Source organism: Polaromonas sp. (assembly GCF_036676035.1).
GTDB lineage: Bacteria > Pseudomonadota > Gammaproteobacteria > Burkholderiales > Burkholderiaceae_C > Polaromonas.
In genome coordinates, this window is the sequence record NZ_JAKFDR010000032.1 from 1 (window position 1) to 15732 (window position 15732).

Here is a 15732-nt window from a genome sequence, read left to right on the forward strand (position 1 = left end):
GTCTGCGAAGCGAACCAGGCGAAGGGCGGCATTGGCGTTGCTGCGCTGTACAGCTTCGCGCACGGACGCTGCGCAACGCCACCCCGACGGCGTTTTGCGCCTTGCTCATGGCCTTTTTGGCTCGCAACGCATCCTCCAGAATCAGTGTGAACAGACCCTAAACTGTAAGCCAAGGCCGCGCGGCTGGGTTGAAAGAATTTAAATGAGAGCGTGAAATCAGGGGGCTTTGTTTTCCGGCCCTCTGCAGGCCTGCTCAGCTCACGCTTTTCTTCAGCCATTCGGCAAAGGCGGCGCATTCCCAGCGGTCCATCATGCCGGTGCGCCAGCACAGGTAGTGGGCGTGCGGGCTGGGCACGGTGCGCTCGTACAGGCGCTCCAGCGAGCCGTTTTCTATCCAGGGTGCGCCGAGCTTCAGGCGTACCAGCGCCACCCCCAAGCCCTGGGCGGCGGCATCGCAGGCCAGGCCGATGTCGTTGAAGGACGAGCCTTCCACCGGCTCGGGCCAGTCGAGGCCGTGCGCGGCAAACCAGGTGCGCCAGGGCTCCAGCGGGCTGCGCAGCAACGGCATGCCCTGCAGGTCCTCGGGCGCGTCAAACGGCCCGTTCTCGCGAATCCAGGCCGGCGAGGCCAGCGGCGTGACTTTATCCTTGAGCAGGCAGATGTGCTCCACATCGGCATAGCGGCCGGTGCCAAAGCGCACGGTCAGGTCCGCGTCCTCGGCCACCACATCCAGCAGAGGAATGCTGACCTGCAGCGTGAGGTCGATCTCGGGGTAGGCTTCGGTGAACTGGCGCAGGCGCGGCATCAGGATGGAGCGCGCAAAGGTGGGCGTGACCGCGACTTTGAGCTTGCGCTTGCCGGGCGCGGTGGCGGCGCCGGGAAATTTCTCCAGCGAAGCCAGTCCCTCGCGCACGCGGGCCAGGTACTCACTGCCTTCGGTGGTCAGCGAGAAATCGGCCCGCCCAAACAGCTTGGTGCCAATGATCTGTTCGAGCTGCTTGACCCGGTGGCTCACCGCGCTGGGCGTGACGCACAGCTCTTCCGCCGCCTGCGTGACGCTGCGCAGCCGCGCCAGGGCCTCGAAAGTCAGCAGGCACTGGATGGGCGGGATTCTGCTCATGTGATCAGCGTCCTATTGCGTCAGGCTGGCCTGAACTTTTTCAGGAGTTGGCGGGCAGAAGTTTCGTTTGAGCTTGCCTATCTCGGTTTTCCCAACGGTATTCAGTTCGCTTGCTGCCCGGTCGAACCAGGCACAAGCAGCCGCTTGGTCCTTCTCGACGCCCATGCCACTGGCCAGGACTGTGCCCCACATGATTTGGGCCGGTAGATACCCCAGTTCGGCCGTCCGCTTGAACCACTGTGCGGCGGTAGGCGCGTCTTTGGCTGCGATGGTTCCCTGCAGATAGGCCCCGCCGATGAAAAACCCAATTGCTCGCCGCGCTTCGTCCATGTACGCACTGCTGGCTTTGCCAGACCGTTTGACAATCGCGGGGATTTCACCGGTACCGGAGGCAAAGCTTTCCATTTCCTTGAGAGTGGCAAGGGTAAAAGCCTTGGCGCGGCTCTGTGCCTCGCTGGCGGGCAAGCCCAGGTCGGGTTGCCTCGCCACAGCTTCACTCAGCACCACCAGAGCCTCAAAAGGAGTCGCGCGACGCGGCATCGCCGGGGAATACCACGCGGCCAGCATGAGTTTGTCCAGGTCCATCAGCGTATCGCGTCGGTAAGGGAAATAGCTCAATACCGTTTTACCCGAGGGGTGGCCTGGTATGCCCATGGCATGCATGACCTCGTGAAAGGTGCAACTCCACGCAGACTGAGACCGCATTCTGACTTGCACCTTGTCGAAAGCCTGGTTCGTCGCCTTGAGAGGGCGCATAAAGCACGCCTCGTTGTCTTGCAACTCATGGTCTTTGACAATCTCAATATCCAGGGTGGCGGTTTTTTCCGCGTCGGGATCGTCCGAGACATTGATCATGCGTAAGCGCGTTGCCTGCCCCGCTGCTTCCAGGGCGCGGATGATGTGCTCGCGATGGCGGGCAGCGTCAGCGCCAAAAATGCGAAACCGAACCTGATGTTCCCAACGCGCTAACAGCTGCGGTGTTCCGCGCTGATCCCACAGGCTTTCCCAGACGGTTTGCAAGTCGTCGTCCAGCTTGTCAGCGTGCGCAAGGCCAAAACCAAGCAGCAGCAAAGGGGCGAGCAGCAGGCGTACCCGGTGTGAAAGACGGTTGATTGCCATGACTGACTTTCCCCTTGTCTGCGCTGTGTTATTTGAAGATCACCGTCTTGTGGCCGTTGAGCAGCACCCGGTGCTCGGAGTGCCATTGCACGGCGCGCGCCAGCACGCGGCTTTCGGTGTCTTTGCCCAGCGCCGTGAGGTGGTCCACCGTGGCGCTGTGGTCGACATGGGTCACGTCCTGCTCGATGATCGGGCCCTCGTCGAGGTCGGCGGTCACATAGTGGGCGGTGGCGCCAATCACCTTCACGCCGCGCTCGTGCGCCTGGTAGTAGGGCCTGGCGCCCTTGAAGCTGGGCAGCATGCTGTGGTGGATGTTGATGGCCCGGCCCGACAGGTTTTTGCACAGATCGTTGCTCAGGACCTGCATGTAGCGCGCCAGCACCACCAGCTCGGCGCCTTCGGCCTCGATGATTTCCAGCTGCCTGGCCTCGGCCTGGGGCTTGGTGGCGGCCGTCACCGGAATGTGGTGGAAGGGGACGTTGTAGCTGGCCGCGAGCTGGTAAAAATCGCGGTGGTTGCTGATGATGGCGCGCACATCGAGCGGCACCATACCCGACTTCCAGCGAAACAGCAGGTCGTTGAGGCAGTGGCCATCCCGGCTCACCATGATCACCGCGCGCATGGCGGACTCGGTGGAGTGCAGCTTCCAGGCCATGCCAAAGGGCTCGGCAAACAGCCGCAGCTGGGTGCGCAGCTCTTCTTGCGTCAATTGCTCGCAGGCAAACTGCACGCGCATGAAAAACAGGCCGGTATCGTGGTCGTTGTACTGCGCCGCCTCTTCGATGTTGCCGCCGCTTTGCAGCAGGAAGCCGGAAACGGCGTGGACAATGCCCCGGCGGTCAGGGCAGGACAGGGTCAGGATGTAAGCGTGATTCATAGGGCATGAATTGTCGCAGGTGACGCCGCTTGCTGCTACCCGCGCCCGGTTTTCCGGGGCAGACCGGGCGCAGGAGTGCCAGAATGGCAGGCAACCCTTTAAAACGACCTCTGCCTGCAGGAGACCGACATGGCTTACCAAGACTTCAACATGGACCACCACTGGCTGCCGTTCACGCCCAACCGCAGCTTCAAAAAAGACCCCCGGATTTTTGTGGCCGCCGAGGGCATGCACTTCACCACGCACGACGGCAAGCAGGTGATCGACGGCATTTCCAGCCTGTGGTGCGTGGGCGCGGGCCACAACCGCTTGTCCGTCAACGAGGCCATCAAGCAGCAGCTCGACACGCTGGACTACGCGACGGCCTTCCAGGCCAGCAACGACCAGGCCTTCAAGGCGGCCGAAATGATTGCCGGCATGGCGCCTGGCGACCTGAACAAGGTGCTGTTTTGCAACTCGGGTTCGGAGGCCGCCGACACCTCGCTGAAAGTGGCGCTGGCCTACCACCGCGCGCGCGGCGAAGGTCATCGCAATGTGTTCATCGGGCGCGAGCGGGGCTACCACGGTGTCGGTTTTGGCGGCATGAGCGTGGGCGGCATTCCGGCCAACCGCAAGGTCTATGGCGCGGCCCTGCTGCCGCGGGTGGACCACCTGCGCTTCATCCATGACCCGGTCAACCATGCCTACATCAATGGGGTGGAGCCCGAGTGGCAGGAAGATATCTTGCTGGAATTGGAGCAGCGCATCCTGCCGCTGCACGACCCCAGCAACATTGCGGCGGTGATTGTCGAGCCGGTGGCGGGCAGCGCCGGCTGGTATTTGCCGCCCAAGGGTTACCTGAGGCGCTTGCGCGAGATTTGCGACAAGCACGGCATCCTGCTGATTTTTGACGAAGTGATCACCGGTTTTGGCCGTCTGGGCAGCAACTTCGGGGCGGACTATTACGGCGTGGTGCCCGACATGCTGAACTTCGCCAAGTGCGTGACCAATGGCGTGATTCCCCTGGGCGGCGTCATCTGCTCCGACCGCATTTACGACGCGATGATGAACGCCCACGCCGGCGCGCCTGAGCATGTGGTCGAGTTCTTTCATGGCTACACCTACTCGGGCCACCCGGTGGCGTGCGCGGCTGCCATTGCCACGCTGGAACTCTTCGAGCAGGAAGACCTGTTTGAGCGCGCGGGCCGGATGGGCCAGGTGCTGGGTGACGCCATGCACAGCGGCCTCAAGGGCCTGCCCAATGTGATCGGCATCCGCAGCCTGGGCCTGGCCGGCGCGGTGGAGCTGTCATCGATAGCCGGTGCGCCCGGCAAGCGGGCTTACGACATCTTCATGGACTGCTTCCACCACGGTGTGCTGGTGCGTCCGGCCGGAGAAAACATCGTGCTCTGCCCGCCTTACATCGTGGAGAAGGAGCACATTGATCGCATCGTCAATGTGCTGGCTGACGCGATTCACAAGCATGGTTGATTCCATGTTGGCGGGTCGATCCAGCAGCTCCGTTCTGTACCGCGAAGTCAAGCGCCATTTGATTGCCGACATTCAGTCCGGCCGCGTGGCGCCGGGCGGTGCCCTGCCTAACGAGAGCGAGCTTGCCAAACGCTTTAACGTGTCTATTGGCACGGTGCGGCGCGCAGTGGACGAGTTGGTGGCCGACAACATCCTGGTGCGCCAGCAAGGCCGCGGCACCTTTGTCGGCCGGCAGGACCGGGAACGCTTCATGTTCCAGTTTTTCAAGATCGCCGGGCGCGACGGCTCGCGCGAGTTTCCGCAGGTGCGGCTGCACGCGTTTGCCAAGTCGCGCGCCTCGCCTGAAGAGGCGCTGGCCCTGGCGTTGCACGGTGCGCAACCGGTCTATCGCATTGACAACGTGCTCTCGCTCAAGGGGCGGCCGGTGATTTACGACCGCATCGTCATCGCCGCGTCGCTGTTTGCGGGTCTGACCAAAAGCGTGTTCGAGCAGCGCAGCGGCACCATCTACGAGCTGTACCAAACCGCCTTCGGCGTGACGGTGGTCGGCGCCGACGAGCGCATGCGTGCGGAGATTGCTGATGAGATCAGCGCTCAGCTGCTGGGCCTGTCGGCAGGCGCGCCGGTGCTGCGCATCGAACGGGTGGCGTTCACCTTCGACCAGAAGCCTGCTGAGTACCGCGTCTCGGTGGTGGACACCCGGGAGTTCGACTACGTCTCGCGCATGCAGCCGGCATGAGCCCGCGCGAGGCGCGGGAGGCGGTGCAGCTGCTGCGTAAAGGTGCGGGGCAGGCACACGCCGTGCACCACAAGGCGCCCGGCGACTGGGCCAGCGAGCTGGACTTGCGCATCGAAGACCAACTGCGGCAGCGCATCGCCAAGACCCTTCCCCATCACGCTTTTTTTTTGGGCGAAGAAGGTGGCGCGAACGGCATGAATAAGGACTTTGTGTGGGTGGTGGACCCCATCGACGGCAGCATGAATTTCCTGCGCGGCTACCCGCTGTGCAGCGTGTCGATAGCACTGCTGGAGCGCAATGAGCCTATTGCCGCCTGCATTGCGACCCCTGCCGTGGCGAAGTGTTCAGCGCAGCCCTGGGCCAGGGCGCCACGGTCAACGGCCAACCGCTGGCGGTGGCGCGCATGGCGGCGCTGCGCCAAGCCATGGCCTCCACCGTATTCCCCAAACCGCACGCCCCGTTCATGGATGCCTACTTGGTGCGCTTTGGCGCCGTCATCAACGAGGCCGCCGGGCGCGTCAATGTGTTCTGGCGGCGCGGCATGGGCGCTTGGGATTCTGCAGCCGGCGTGTTGTTGATCCGTGAGGCAGGCGGGGAGGTATTCACTCTTGACGGCTTGCCCTGGCTTGCATCGAAAGAAGTGTGTGCGGCGGTGCCTGGCTTAGCCGAGGCATGGCGGGCGCTGCTGCTCGCACACTGAAGCGTCGCTTAGCGCCGCTTGCGTGCTGTTGAGGGCGCCGGCCCTGAAGATTGCCGAACCACCAGCGCCACGTCGATTTCCGTACTGCGCGCAAACGCCTCGCCGCGAATCGCGGCCACGAGGCGGTCGGCGGCGGTCGTCCACATGGCTTCGGTTGGAACCCGCACCGTGGTCAGGGCGAGTTGCAGATGGCGCGCCATCTCCAGGTCGTCAAAACCCACGATGGAGAGATCGTGCGGGACCTGCAAGCCCAGGTTGGCCGCTTCCAGCATGGCGCCAAAGGCCAGCACGTCGTTGCCACAGATCACCGCCGTGGGAGCCGGGTCCTTGCCCGGGTCCGAGCGTTTTTTTTGACTATTTCAAGAGAGGAAACACTAATATCGTCAACAAGTCATATAGATGATATAGTTGACTACGCGATTCGAAAGATCGACACGCCACCCCCAATTTTTTGAAGGAGCAAGCATGATTCACTGCGTACTGCACGACCCCAACGACAGCGTCGCGGTCGTGGTCACCGAAGGCGTCAAAGCCGGCCAGACCCTCACCGCGCTCATCCTCGACGAGGACCGCACCATCCAGATTCCCTGCGCGTCCGACATTCCGCTGGGCCACAAGGTCGCCATGAAAGACATGGCCGTGGGCAACACGGTCATCAAGTACGGCGTTGACATCGGCAAGGTGGTTGCGGCCATCAAAACCGGAGAGCACGCACACGTTCACAACATCAAGACCAAGCGCTGGTAAGCCCAAACAACCATCACAGACTTACTAAGGATTTCAAATGTCATTTCTGAACAAAGATTCCACCTTCTGGGGCTATCGCCGCGAAAACGGCCGTGTGGGCGTTCGCAACCACGTGATCATTCTGCCGCTGGACGATCTGTCCAACGCCGCCGCCGAAGCAGTGGCCAACAACATCAAAGGCACCATGGCCATCCCGCATCCGTATGGGCGTTTGCAGTTTGGTGCCGATCTGGATTTGCACTTTGCCACGCTGATTGGTGCGGGTTGCAACCCCAACGTGGCGGCGGTGATCGTCATCGGCATTGAAGACGGTTGGACCCAAAAAGTGGTGGAAGGCATTGCCAAGACCGGCAAACCCGTGGTGGGCTTTGGCATCGAAGGCCATGGTGACCATGAAACCATCATGAAGGCATCCAAAGTGGCCAAGCAGTATGTGCAGCTCGCCACGGCCCAGCACCGGGTGGAATGCCCCATTTCCGAGCTGTGGGTTTCCACCAAATGCGGCGAATCCGACACGACTTCCGGCTGCGGTGCCAACCCCACCTGCGGCAATGCCTTTGACACACTGCACGGCCTGGGCACCACGCTGGTGTTTGGCGAAACCTCGGAGATCACGGGTGGCGAAAAAATTGTGGCGGCACGCTGCGCCAACGACCGGGTTCGCGACGAATTCATGGCCATGTTCAACCGCTATCAGGACATGATTCAGCGCAACAAGACCACGGACTTGTCGGATTCCCAGCCCACCAAGGGCAATATCGCGGGCGGCTTGACCACCATCGAGGAAAAGGCGCTGGGCAACATCCAGAAGATTGGCAAAAAATGCACGGTGGACGGTGTGCTGGACAAGGCCGAAATGCCCACCCACCCCGGCCTGTGGTTCATGGACTCGTCCTCCGCAGCCGCAGAGATGGTGACTCTGTGTGCGGCCTCAGGTTTTGTGGTGCATTTCTTCCCCACCGGTCAGGGCAATGTGATTGGCAACGCCATCGTGCCGGTCATCAAGGTCTGCGCCAACCCGCGCACCGTGCGCACCATGAGCGAACACATTGACGTGGACTGCTCGGGCCTGCTGCAACGCGAACGCACCATGGACGAGACCGGCGACCAGTTGCTGAAAGTGATGATGGCCACGGTCAACGGTCGCTTCACCGCAGCGGAAGCCCTGGGGCACCGTGAGTTTGTGATGACCCGTTTGTTCGAGAGCGCGTAAACCCCGTGAACGCGCGGCGAATAGCCGCGCGTCATTTGAATGGTATGCGGGGCCCCCGCGTGCTGGATCCGACTGCAGTTTATTTGCCACTGTTTTTCTGGAGAGCCGCATGAATACTCGCCGCAACGCGCTTCACGTCATGGCAGCCGCCTTGGCGGCCGTTCCCCTGGGCGCCCTGGCCCAAGCTGATTTCCCGAGCAAGCCGGTTCGCTACATCGTGCCGTTCGCCGCCGGCGGACTCACTGATGTGATGGCGCGCCTTGTCGGGCAGAAGCTCACCGATCCGCTCAAGCAACCAGTGGTGATTGACAACAAGCCCGGCGCCAACGCCAACCTGGGCGCCGACCTTGCCGCTAAATCGGCTGCCGACGGCTACACCTGGCTGGCCATCACGCTGACCCATGCGGTGAACCAGTCGTTGTTTCCTGGGTTGCCGTACAGTCTGGAAAAAAATCTGACGCCGGTGGCTCATCTGGCGACCAGCCCCCTGGTGCTGGTGATCAACGCGAGCAATCCGGCCAGGAATCTGCTGGAATTTCTGGCGCAGGCCAAGTCCAAGTCGTTCAACGGCGGTTCGTCGGGCAACGGCACGCCGCCGCACCTGGGGCTGGAGCTGCTGGCGCTGAACGCCAAGATTGATGTGCAGCATGTTCCCTACAAAGGCGGCGCACCCTCGCTTAATGACCTGCTGGGCAATCAGCTTGACTTCATTGTCTCCAACCTGCCGGAATCGTTGCCCTACATCAAGGGCGGCAAGCTGCGTGCCTTGGCCGTTACGTCGGCAAAGCGACACGCGCTGCTGCCCGACGTGCCGACCTTTGCCGAAGCCGGTCTGGCGGGCATGGAAATCGAGAACTGGACGGGATTGATGATGCCGGCCGGCACGCCCAAGTCCATCATCGACAAGGTCGCTGCCGAGGCGATCAAGGCCGTCAAACTACCCGATGTGAGTGAGCGCGTGGCCGGCATGGGTTTTACGCCCACCGGCATGGGGCCGACCGAATTCGGTGCCGTCATTCAAAAGGACGTGGCGCATTGGCGCGAAATCGTCAAGGAACGCAACATTAAGGCGAATTAACGGTTCGGCCAAAAAGCCGTGCGCTTCAGGCAAAAGTGCTCTCGTACCCCTTGATCAATAGGTCCGCTCAGCGATTAAAGCTGAAACAACCAACATCCGTGTTTCATAGCTGGTTTTCCGGCTATTTCTTTAGCCCATCATGAAAAAAATCGTCATCACCGAGTTCATGGACCTGCCCGCGGTCGAATCGCTCAAGCAGAAATTCAACGTCGTCTACGACCCCACGCTGGTCGATGACGCGGCCCGCCTCGTCGCCCTGGTGCAGGACTGCGACGCGCTGGTGGTGCGCAACCGGACCCAGGTGCGCGGCGAACTGCTGGCGGCGTGCAGGAAAGCCACCGTCATCGGCCGGCTGGGCGTGGGGCTGGACAACATCGACGTGCCGGCTTGCGAAGCCCGCGGCATGAAGGTGATACCCGCGACAGGCGCCAACGCGCTGGCGGTCGCCGAATACGTGATTGGCACCGCCATGGTCTTGCTGCGCGGCGTGTACCAGGCCAGCGCTGAGGTGACTGCCGGCGCCTGGCCGCGTGCGGCCCTATCCAGTGGCCGTGAAATATCAGGTAAGACGCTGGGCCTGATCGGCTTTGGCGGCATTGGCCGGCTCACCGCTCGCCTGGCGCAAGGCCTGGGTATGCAGGTGATCGCGCATGACCCGATGCTGAAGAGAGATGACGCGGTGTGGGCACAGACCGGCGTAAAGAGCGCTACGCTGGAGGAACTGCTGGCCCAGGCTGACGCCGTCAGCCTGCATGTGCCACTGACGCCGGAAACCAAGAGCCTGCTCTCAAGCGAGCGCATCGCCAAGATGAAGAAGGGGGCCATCGTCATCAACACCGCGCGCGGCGGTATTACTGATGAGGCCGCTATCTGCGCCGCTATCAAGACTGGTGCGCTGGGCGGCGCGGCCTTCGATGTGTTCGAGCCCGAGCCCCTGAAAGCTGGCAACCCCTGGGTCGGCTGCCCCAACGTCATCCTCACACCGCACGTGGCCGGCGTCACCGCTGAAGCCAATGAGCGGGTCTCCACCCTGATCGCCGCCGAAGTGGCGAAAGCGCTGGGGGTCTGACCATGGCGCTTCACACCCTTGACCAACTGCAAACCCTGACCCAGCGCGCGCTGGAGAAAGCCGGCGCCTCCGCCGCCCAAGCCGCTCCCACCGCCCGCGCGCTGGTGGCGGCCGAAGCGCAGGGCCTGGCCTCACACGGCCTATCGCGCGTTCCCATGTACGCCGGCCACATCGAAGCAGGCCGCGTGATCGGCAATGCGCAGCCGCGCATCCAGGCTGAGCGCGCTGGCGCGGTACTGGTGGATGCCGGTAACGGTTTTGCCTTCCCGGCCTGCGAACTGGCGGTCAAGGAAGCGATTGCTCGCGCCAAAAACTGCGGCATAGCGATTGGCGCCGTCACCAATAGCCACCATTTCGGCGCCGCGGCCTGCCACTTGGAGGCGGTCGCCGCCGCCGGCCTGGTGGGACTGGCCTTTGGCAACTCACCCGCCGCCATGCCTGCTGCAGGCGGCAAGCGCGCCATCTTTGGCACCAACCCCATTGCCGCGGTGTTTCCGCGCCAAGGCGCCAGGCCGGTCACCATCGACTTGTCGCTGTCGGAAGTGGCGCGCGGCAAGCTGATGGTGGCGGCCAAAAAGGGCGAGGCCATTCCGCTGGGCTGGGCACTGGACGCCCAGGGCAATTCCACCACCGACCCGGCCAAAGGCCTGGAAGGCTCCATGCTGCCGGCGGGCGGCACCAAGGGGGCGATGCTGGCCTTGATGGTCGAGCTGTTGGTCACTGCGCTCACGGGTGCGCAGTTCGGCGCCGAGGTCGACTCCTTTTTTGTGAAGGAAGGCAACCAGCCCAGGCTGGGCCAGGTTTTCATCGCGATCGATCCGGGTGCGCTGGCCGGTTCTGCCACCTACGTCGAGCGGGTTGAGGCACTAATTTGCGCCATGCTGGTGGACGAGGGTGTGCGTGTCCCGGGCTATCGCCGCTTCGACCTGGCCGATCAGGCCAACAGCCAGGGAATCGAGGTGACCGAAGCAACACTCGCGCCCGTGCGCGCCATCGCAGGGTGATCTCGCACGCCCGCGCCGTGAAATCCGTGCAAGGCGCTCACGCTTTTTTCGCCGCCAACCTGCCGGGCTTGATGGTCTGCACAGTGATCGCGCTGGCAGCCACGTTTCTTTCCTTGATGCATGCACGGACAGCAAGCACGGAGCAAATGACATGAGTGCAACCACTGATGCCAAAAAAGCAGTTGCGCCCATGGCTCAACCGGGTTCGCCTCTGCAGCAACTGCTGCACTTTCTTCCTGGCGCTGCCCTGTCCTGCGTGATCGCAATGGCCACCACCCTGGTGTCCAAACTGCACGGTGGGCCCCAACTGCTGTATGCGCTGTTCTTTGGCGTGGCGTTTCACTACCTCAGCCATGATGCCAAAACCAGACCCGGCATCGAGTTCTGCTCGCGTACCGTGTTGCGCCTCGGTGTTGGTTTGCTGGGCGCGCGTATCACGGCCAGTCAAATTGCCGGCCTCGGCTGGAGCACCGCAGCCATCGTCATCGTGGCTGTCGTGACCACGCTGCTGTGTGGCTTGCTGCTGGGTCGGCGTCTCGGGATGAACCGTGCGCAAGGTGTCTTGTCCGGTGGTTCGGTCGCGATTTGTGGGGCGTCGGCTGCGCTGGCGATCTCGGCGGTGTTGCCGCGCAACAAAGAGAGCGAACGCTTCACCCTGATGGTGGTGGTGACCGTCACGGTGCTGTCCACCCTGGCCATGGTGATTTATCCGCTGATCGTCAAGCTGCTGCACCTGCCGCCCGAACTGGCCGGCCTTTTCCTGGGCGGTACGATTCATGACGTCGCCCAGGTGGTTGGTGCGGGCTATATGCTGAACCAGGAAACCGGCGACTACGCCACCATCGTCAAGCTGTTTCGCGTGTCCATGCTGGCCGTGGTCGTGGTCGTGGTGTCCAGTTTGTTCAAGCGGCAGCGTGAACAACATGAAGAAGCCTCCGCCGCCGCCAAGCAGCCCCTGGTGCCGTGGTTCTTGTGGGTGTTCGTCGGCCTGGTGATCATCAACTCGATGGGCGGCGTGCCGGCGCTGGTGCAACAGGGCCTCAACGATGTCTCCCGTGCCTGTCTGGTCATTGCCATTGCGGCGCTGGGCATGAAGACCTCGTTCATGCAGCTCGCCCGCGCCGGCTGGCGTCCGTTCATGCTGCTGCTGGTCGAGACGCTCTGGATGGCAGCGTTTGTCCTGGCCGCAATCCTGTTGCGCAACTGAAAACAATAGCCGCCCCGGATTCTTCGCACCCACCCTGATCCGCAAGCCGTATCAACCCTGATTTTTAACGGAGACACACGCAATGAATCAACACGATCCGCTCCAACTGTCCGCGTCCGTATTACGTGCCCCGCTCAACCGCCGCCATCTGCTGGCGGGCAGCGCCAACGCCCTGGACCGTCGGCGCGGCCGGTTGCGTGATCTGGAGCGGCGTTCCAGTGCGCGCTGTGGCCGAGGCGCTGGGAGGCATGGAGGGCGGTATGCGCTTCATGACGGGCACGGGCGGCGAAAAACTGCCTGAAGGACTGGATCCGAAAAGCGTCATCGTCGAGCGGTCGGTTCCCGCCTCGGCCATGGCCGATACCCTGTTGGCCTGGGAGATGAATGGGGCCGCCATTCCACTCGCACACGGCGGACCGCTGCGTCTGATCGTGCCCGGCTGCACCGGCGTCAACAACATCAAGTACATCAAGCGGCTGGCATTCACGGCCCAGGAAACCGACGCAAAAATCATGTCGCACGGATATCGCATCTCGCCGCCCGGCGGCCAAGGTGATCCGAACCAGCCCTCGGTGCAAGAGATGACGGTGAAGTCCTGGATCAACTCGCCGGGCCCCGACAGCGCGCCGCTTGAAAAAGGGCGGGCGCAGATCAGCGGTGTTGCCTTTGGTGGCTTGCATGCGGTCAGGCGTGTCGAAGTCTCCGTTGACGGTGGCAAGAGCTAGGCCGATGCACGGTTTTTCGGTCCCGATCTGGGCAAATATGCCTGGCGACAGTTTGTGCTGGAGACCCGGCTACCTGCCGGGCAGCATGTGCTGGCCAGCCGCGCCACGGACGCGATGGGCAATGTCCAGCCGCAGCAACGCCGGGAGAATGCCGCCGGCTACAACAACACCAGCTGGGCCGACCACGCGGTGATGGTGAAGGTGGCCTGAGGCACCTGCACGCATCCCTTTCATTCTTGAATTGAGGCCTCCATGAAGCTGAATTTCCTACGCCTTACCGCATCGCGTTACACGCTGGCCGGTCTGTTCTGTCTGGCAGCCTTCGCGGCTTTGCCGGCCCGCGCGGCAGATGATGCCGACCAGCTTGCATTGGGCAAAAAACTGTTCATGCAGACCGCAGTACCTGCGTGCGCGGTCTGTCATACCCTGAAAGATGCGGGGGCCAGCGGCGCAGTTGGCCCTGTGCTTGACGAACTCAAACCTGACGCCCTGCGCGTAGCCAAAGCGCTTCGCAACGGGATTGGGCAAATGCCTTCCTATATGGCCAGCCTGAGTGAGGCTCAGATTCTTGCGCTGGCGCACTACGTGTCAAAGGCCAGCGGCGCTTCGAACTGATTTGGACCGTAGCCACTCATCCAAGCGGGGTCAAGATTTCCATTGATTTATTTTTTTGCTCTGTTTTCGTAAAGTGTTTAAGGCTTCGCTGAACAAGTACCGTCAGAGCACGCACCTGGGCTGATGACTGATCGATTACGGGCAAACAGGTCGCAATGCGATCCTTCTCGTGGCCCGTTGGGCCTGTTTTTCGTGCTTCTCGGCCCGATTGCCGCCTTCATGGGGATTGCGGCAGGGGCGGAGGGCAACCTCCGTCCCTACCGCAATCCCCAGCTTCCAAGGAACGTGGTTAAGAAGCCACTTCAGCTTGATGCCGGAGAAATAAACGTCGATGACCAGACCGGTTCTCGCCTGTACGAGCGGGCCGTAGATTGTTTACGCAAAGCCATGCAGATCGGCTAGACATCATGGTCGTGCTCCACCCAGCCGGGCTGCGGATAGATCTGCCGCAACTCCCGCTGCGCCATGGCGACCATGTGGCCCGCCGTGTCGAACACGATGCTGCGCGAGCGCGACGTACCTCGGTCAAGGGCGAGCGGGTAACTCACGAGGTAATCCCGGCGAGGCACATGTACTTGAGTTCCACGTAGTCCTCGATCCCGTGGTGCGACCCTTCGCGCCCGAGGCCCGACTGCTTGACGCCCCCGAAAGGCACCTCGGCCGTGGAGATTAGCCCGGTGTTGACGCCGACCATGCCGTATTCCAGCGCCTCCCCCACCCTGAAGATGCGCCCGAGGTCGCGGCTGTAGAAGTAGCTCGCCAGCCCGGCTTCGGTGTCGTTGGCCAGGGCGATGGCCTCGGCTTCGGTGTGGAAGCGGAATACAGGGGCTACCGGGCCGAATGTTTCTTCCCGGGCGCAGCGCATGTCGGCGGTAGCACCGGCCAGCACGGTGGGGGCATAGCTTCGCTCGCCCACCTTTTGGCCGCCGCACACGATGCGGGCGCCCCGGTCCACCGCGTCTTGCACGTGCGCTTCCACCTTGGCCAGCGCGTCCGCGTCGATCAGCGGGCCTTGCTGGACTCCGGTATCAAAGCCGTTGCCGACCTGGATAGTGCGGGCTTTTTGCGCCAGTCGTTCCACGAAATCGTCGTACACGCCGTCTTGCACATAAAACCGGTTGGCGCACACGCAGGTCTGGCCCGCATTGCGGTACTTGCTGACGACGGCACCCTCGACGGCGGCGTCCAGATCGGCGTCGTCAAAGACGATGAACGGCGCGTTGCCGCCGAGTTCGAGGGACAACTTCTTGATGCTGGGCGCGCATTGGCGCATGAGGATGCGGCCAACTTCGGTACTGCCGGTGAACGACAGATGCCGCACGGTGTCGCTTTCGCACCATGCGCGGCCAATGGCGACAGAATTTGCGCCGTCCCCGGTGACGACGTTGAGTACGCCGTCCGGCAAGCCCGCGCGCCGCGCCAGCTCGGCCAGAGCCAGCGCACACAGCGGGGTCTGCTCCGCGGGCTTGACGACGACGGTGCAGCCCGCGGCAATCGCCGGGGCGACCTTGCGCGTGATCATGGCGATCGGAAAATTCCATGGCGTGATGGCGGCGCAGACCCCCACGGGCTGCCGGATCACGAGGTAGCGCTTGTCCGCATCCGTGGTTGGAATGGTCTCGCCATAGACGCGACGGGATTCCTCGGCAAACCATTCGATGAAACTCGCGCCAAAAGCGACCTCGCCGCGCGACTCGGCCAAGGGCTTGCCCTGTTCGGCCGTCATGATGCGCGCCAGGTCTTCGGCGTGTTCGTGGATCAGATGGTGCCAGCGCATCATGATGCTCGCCCGCTCCTTGGCAGGCCGGGCGCGCCAGCCGGGCCCTGCGCGTTCAGCCGCCGCCACCGCCTGGCTGGCGTGCTCGGCGCCGAGGTTGGCCACCTCGGCGAGTTTCAGTCCGGTGGCCGGATCGGTTACATCAAAACGCTCGCGTCCGCTGACCCAGTCGGCGCCGATCAGTGCCTCGGTTTTGATCAAGTCGGGATCGCGAAGAAGAGCCAGTGGTGAGTTGTTCTGTTGCATGGTGTTGGGAAGTGAAAAATCAGGGC

At 62.7% G+C, this 15732-nt stretch carries 13 protein-coding genes and 4 pseudogenes; 11 read left to right on the plus strand and 6 right to left on the minus strand.

The genetic code is table 11. The features are described from left to right. Positions 1–253 precede the first annotated feature (253 nt). Genes V6M61_RS05700 through purU form a run of 3 tightly spaced genes read right to left on the minus strand, consistent with a single transcriptional unit; the run spans position 254 to position 3116 of the window. The gene (locus V6M61_RS05700) at positions 254–1120 is read right to left on the minus strand and encodes a LysR substrate-binding domain-containing protein (RefSeq protein ID WP_332775604.1); all 867 of its coding nucleotides are present in this window, start codon (positions 1118–1120) and stop codon (positions 254–256) included. Between the two features lie 12 nt (positions 1121–1132). Beyond that, positions 1133–2239 (minus strand): tetratricopeptide repeat protein, encoded by a 1107-nt coding sequence (locus V6M61_RS05705; protein WP_332775605.1) that lies wholly within the window; start codon positions 2237–2239, stop codon positions 1133–1135. Between the two features lie 28 nt (positions 2240–2267). Continuing rightward, positions 2268–3116, minus strand: a complete 849-nt coding sequence (purU, locus tag V6M61_RS05710) for a formyltetrahydrofolate deformylase (protein ID WP_332775606.1) — start codon at positions 3114–3116, stop codon at positions 2268–2270. 129 nt (positions 3117–3245) lie between these two features. On the opposite strand from purU, the gene V6M61_RS05715 reads away from it, so the two are divergent. The 3 genes and pseudogenes from V6M61_RS05715 to V6M61_RS05725 all read left to right on the plus strand — a co-directional run bounded on the left by V6M61_RS05715 (position 3246) and on the right by V6M61_RS05725 (position 6025). Then, positions 3246–4586, plus strand: coding sequence for an aspartate aminotransferase family protein (locus V6M61_RS05715; protein WP_332775607.1), 1341 nt, complete (start codon positions 3246–3248; stop codon positions 4584–4586). A 4-nt stretch (positions 4587–4590) separates the two neighbouring features. Next, entirely contained in the window at positions 4591–5325 is a 735-nt protein-coding gene (locus tag V6M61_RS05720; RefSeq protein ID WP_332775608.1) for a GntR family transcriptional regulator, read from the plus strand. Continuing rightward, positions 5322–6025 (plus strand): annotated as a pseudogene (locus V6M61_RS05725) (inositol monophosphatase family protein). The gene V6M61_RS05720 and the pseudogene V6M61_RS05725 overlap by 4 nt, the downstream one beginning before the upstream one ends. A gap of 8 nt (positions 6026–6033) precedes the next feature. On the opposite strand, the pseudogene V6M61_RS05730 reads toward V6M61_RS05725, so the two are convergent. Next, positions 6034–6342: pseudogene (locus V6M61_RS05730) on the minus strand (substrate-binding domain-containing protein); the annotation flags it as partial. A 148-nt stretch (positions 6343–6490) separates the two neighbouring features. On the opposite strand from V6M61_RS05730, the gene V6M61_RS05735 reads away from it, so the two are divergent. The 8 genes and pseudogenes from V6M61_RS05735 to sorU all read left to right on the plus strand — a co-directional run bounded on the left by V6M61_RS05735 (position 6491) and on the right by sorU (position 13683). Further along, the gene (locus V6M61_RS05735) at positions 6491–6772 is read left to right on the plus strand and encodes a UxaA family hydrolase (protein WP_332775610.1); all 282 of its coding nucleotides are present in this window, start codon (positions 6491–6493) and stop codon (positions 6770–6772) included. A 37-nt stretch (positions 6773–6809) separates the two neighbouring features. Further along, complete coding sequence (locus V6M61_RS05740; RefSeq protein ID WP_332775611.1) at positions 6810–7985, plus strand: UxaA family hydrolase; 1176 nt, start codon at positions 6810–6812, stop codon at positions 7983–7985. Positions 7986–8094: 109 nt separating this feature from the next. After that, on the plus strand, positions 8095–9063 hold the full coding sequence (locus V6M61_RS05745; RefSeq protein WP_332775612.1) for a Bug family tripartite tricarboxylate transporter substrate binding protein: 969 nt from the start codon (positions 8095–8097) through the stop codon (positions 9061–9063). A 139-nt stretch (positions 9064–9202) separates the two neighbouring features. Further along, positions 9203–10132, plus strand: coding sequence for a hydroxyacid dehydrogenase (locus V6M61_RS05750; protein WP_332775613.1), 930 nt, complete (start codon positions 9203–9205; stop codon positions 10130–10132). A 2-nt stretch (positions 10133–10134) separates the two neighbouring features. Next, a complete protein-coding gene (locus V6M61_RS05755; RefSeq protein WP_332775614.1) occupies positions 10135–11136 on the plus strand; it encodes an Ldh family oxidoreductase in 1002 nt (333 codons plus the stop codon). 190 nt (positions 11137–11326) lie between these two features. Further along, positions 11327–12343 (plus strand): YeiH family protein, encoded by a 1017-nt coding sequence (locus tag V6M61_RS05760; RefSeq protein ID WP_332775632.1) that lies wholly within the window; start codon positions 11327–11329, stop codon positions 12341–12343. Positions 12344–12510: 167 nt separating this feature from the next. Then, a pseudogene (locus tag V6M61_RS05765) lies at positions 12511–13278 on the plus strand (molybdopterin-dependent oxidoreductase); the annotation flags it as partial. A 42-nt stretch (positions 13279–13320) separates the two neighbouring features. Next, on the plus strand, positions 13321–13683 hold the full coding sequence (gene sorU, locus V6M61_RS05770) for a SorU family sulfite dehydrogenase c-type cytochrome subunit (RefSeq protein WP_332775615.1): 363 nt from the start codon (positions 13321–13323) through the stop codon (positions 13681–13683). A gap of 243 nt (positions 13684–13926) precedes the next feature. Here sorU and V6M61_RS05775 read toward each other — a convergent pair. Together V6M61_RS05775 and V6M61_RS05780 are read right to left on the minus strand one after the other, a co-directional pair. Further along, positions 13927–14231 (minus strand): annotated as a pseudogene (locus V6M61_RS05775) (FGGY family carbohydrate kinase); the annotation flags it as partial. Next, entirely contained in the window at positions 14228–15706 is a 1479-nt protein-coding gene (locus V6M61_RS05780; RefSeq protein ID WP_332775616.1) for an NAD-dependent succinate-semialdehyde dehydrogenase, read from the minus strand. The pseudogene V6M61_RS05775 and the gene V6M61_RS05780, both read right to left, overlap by 4 nt. Between the last annotated feature and the right edge of the window lie 26 nt (positions 15707–15732).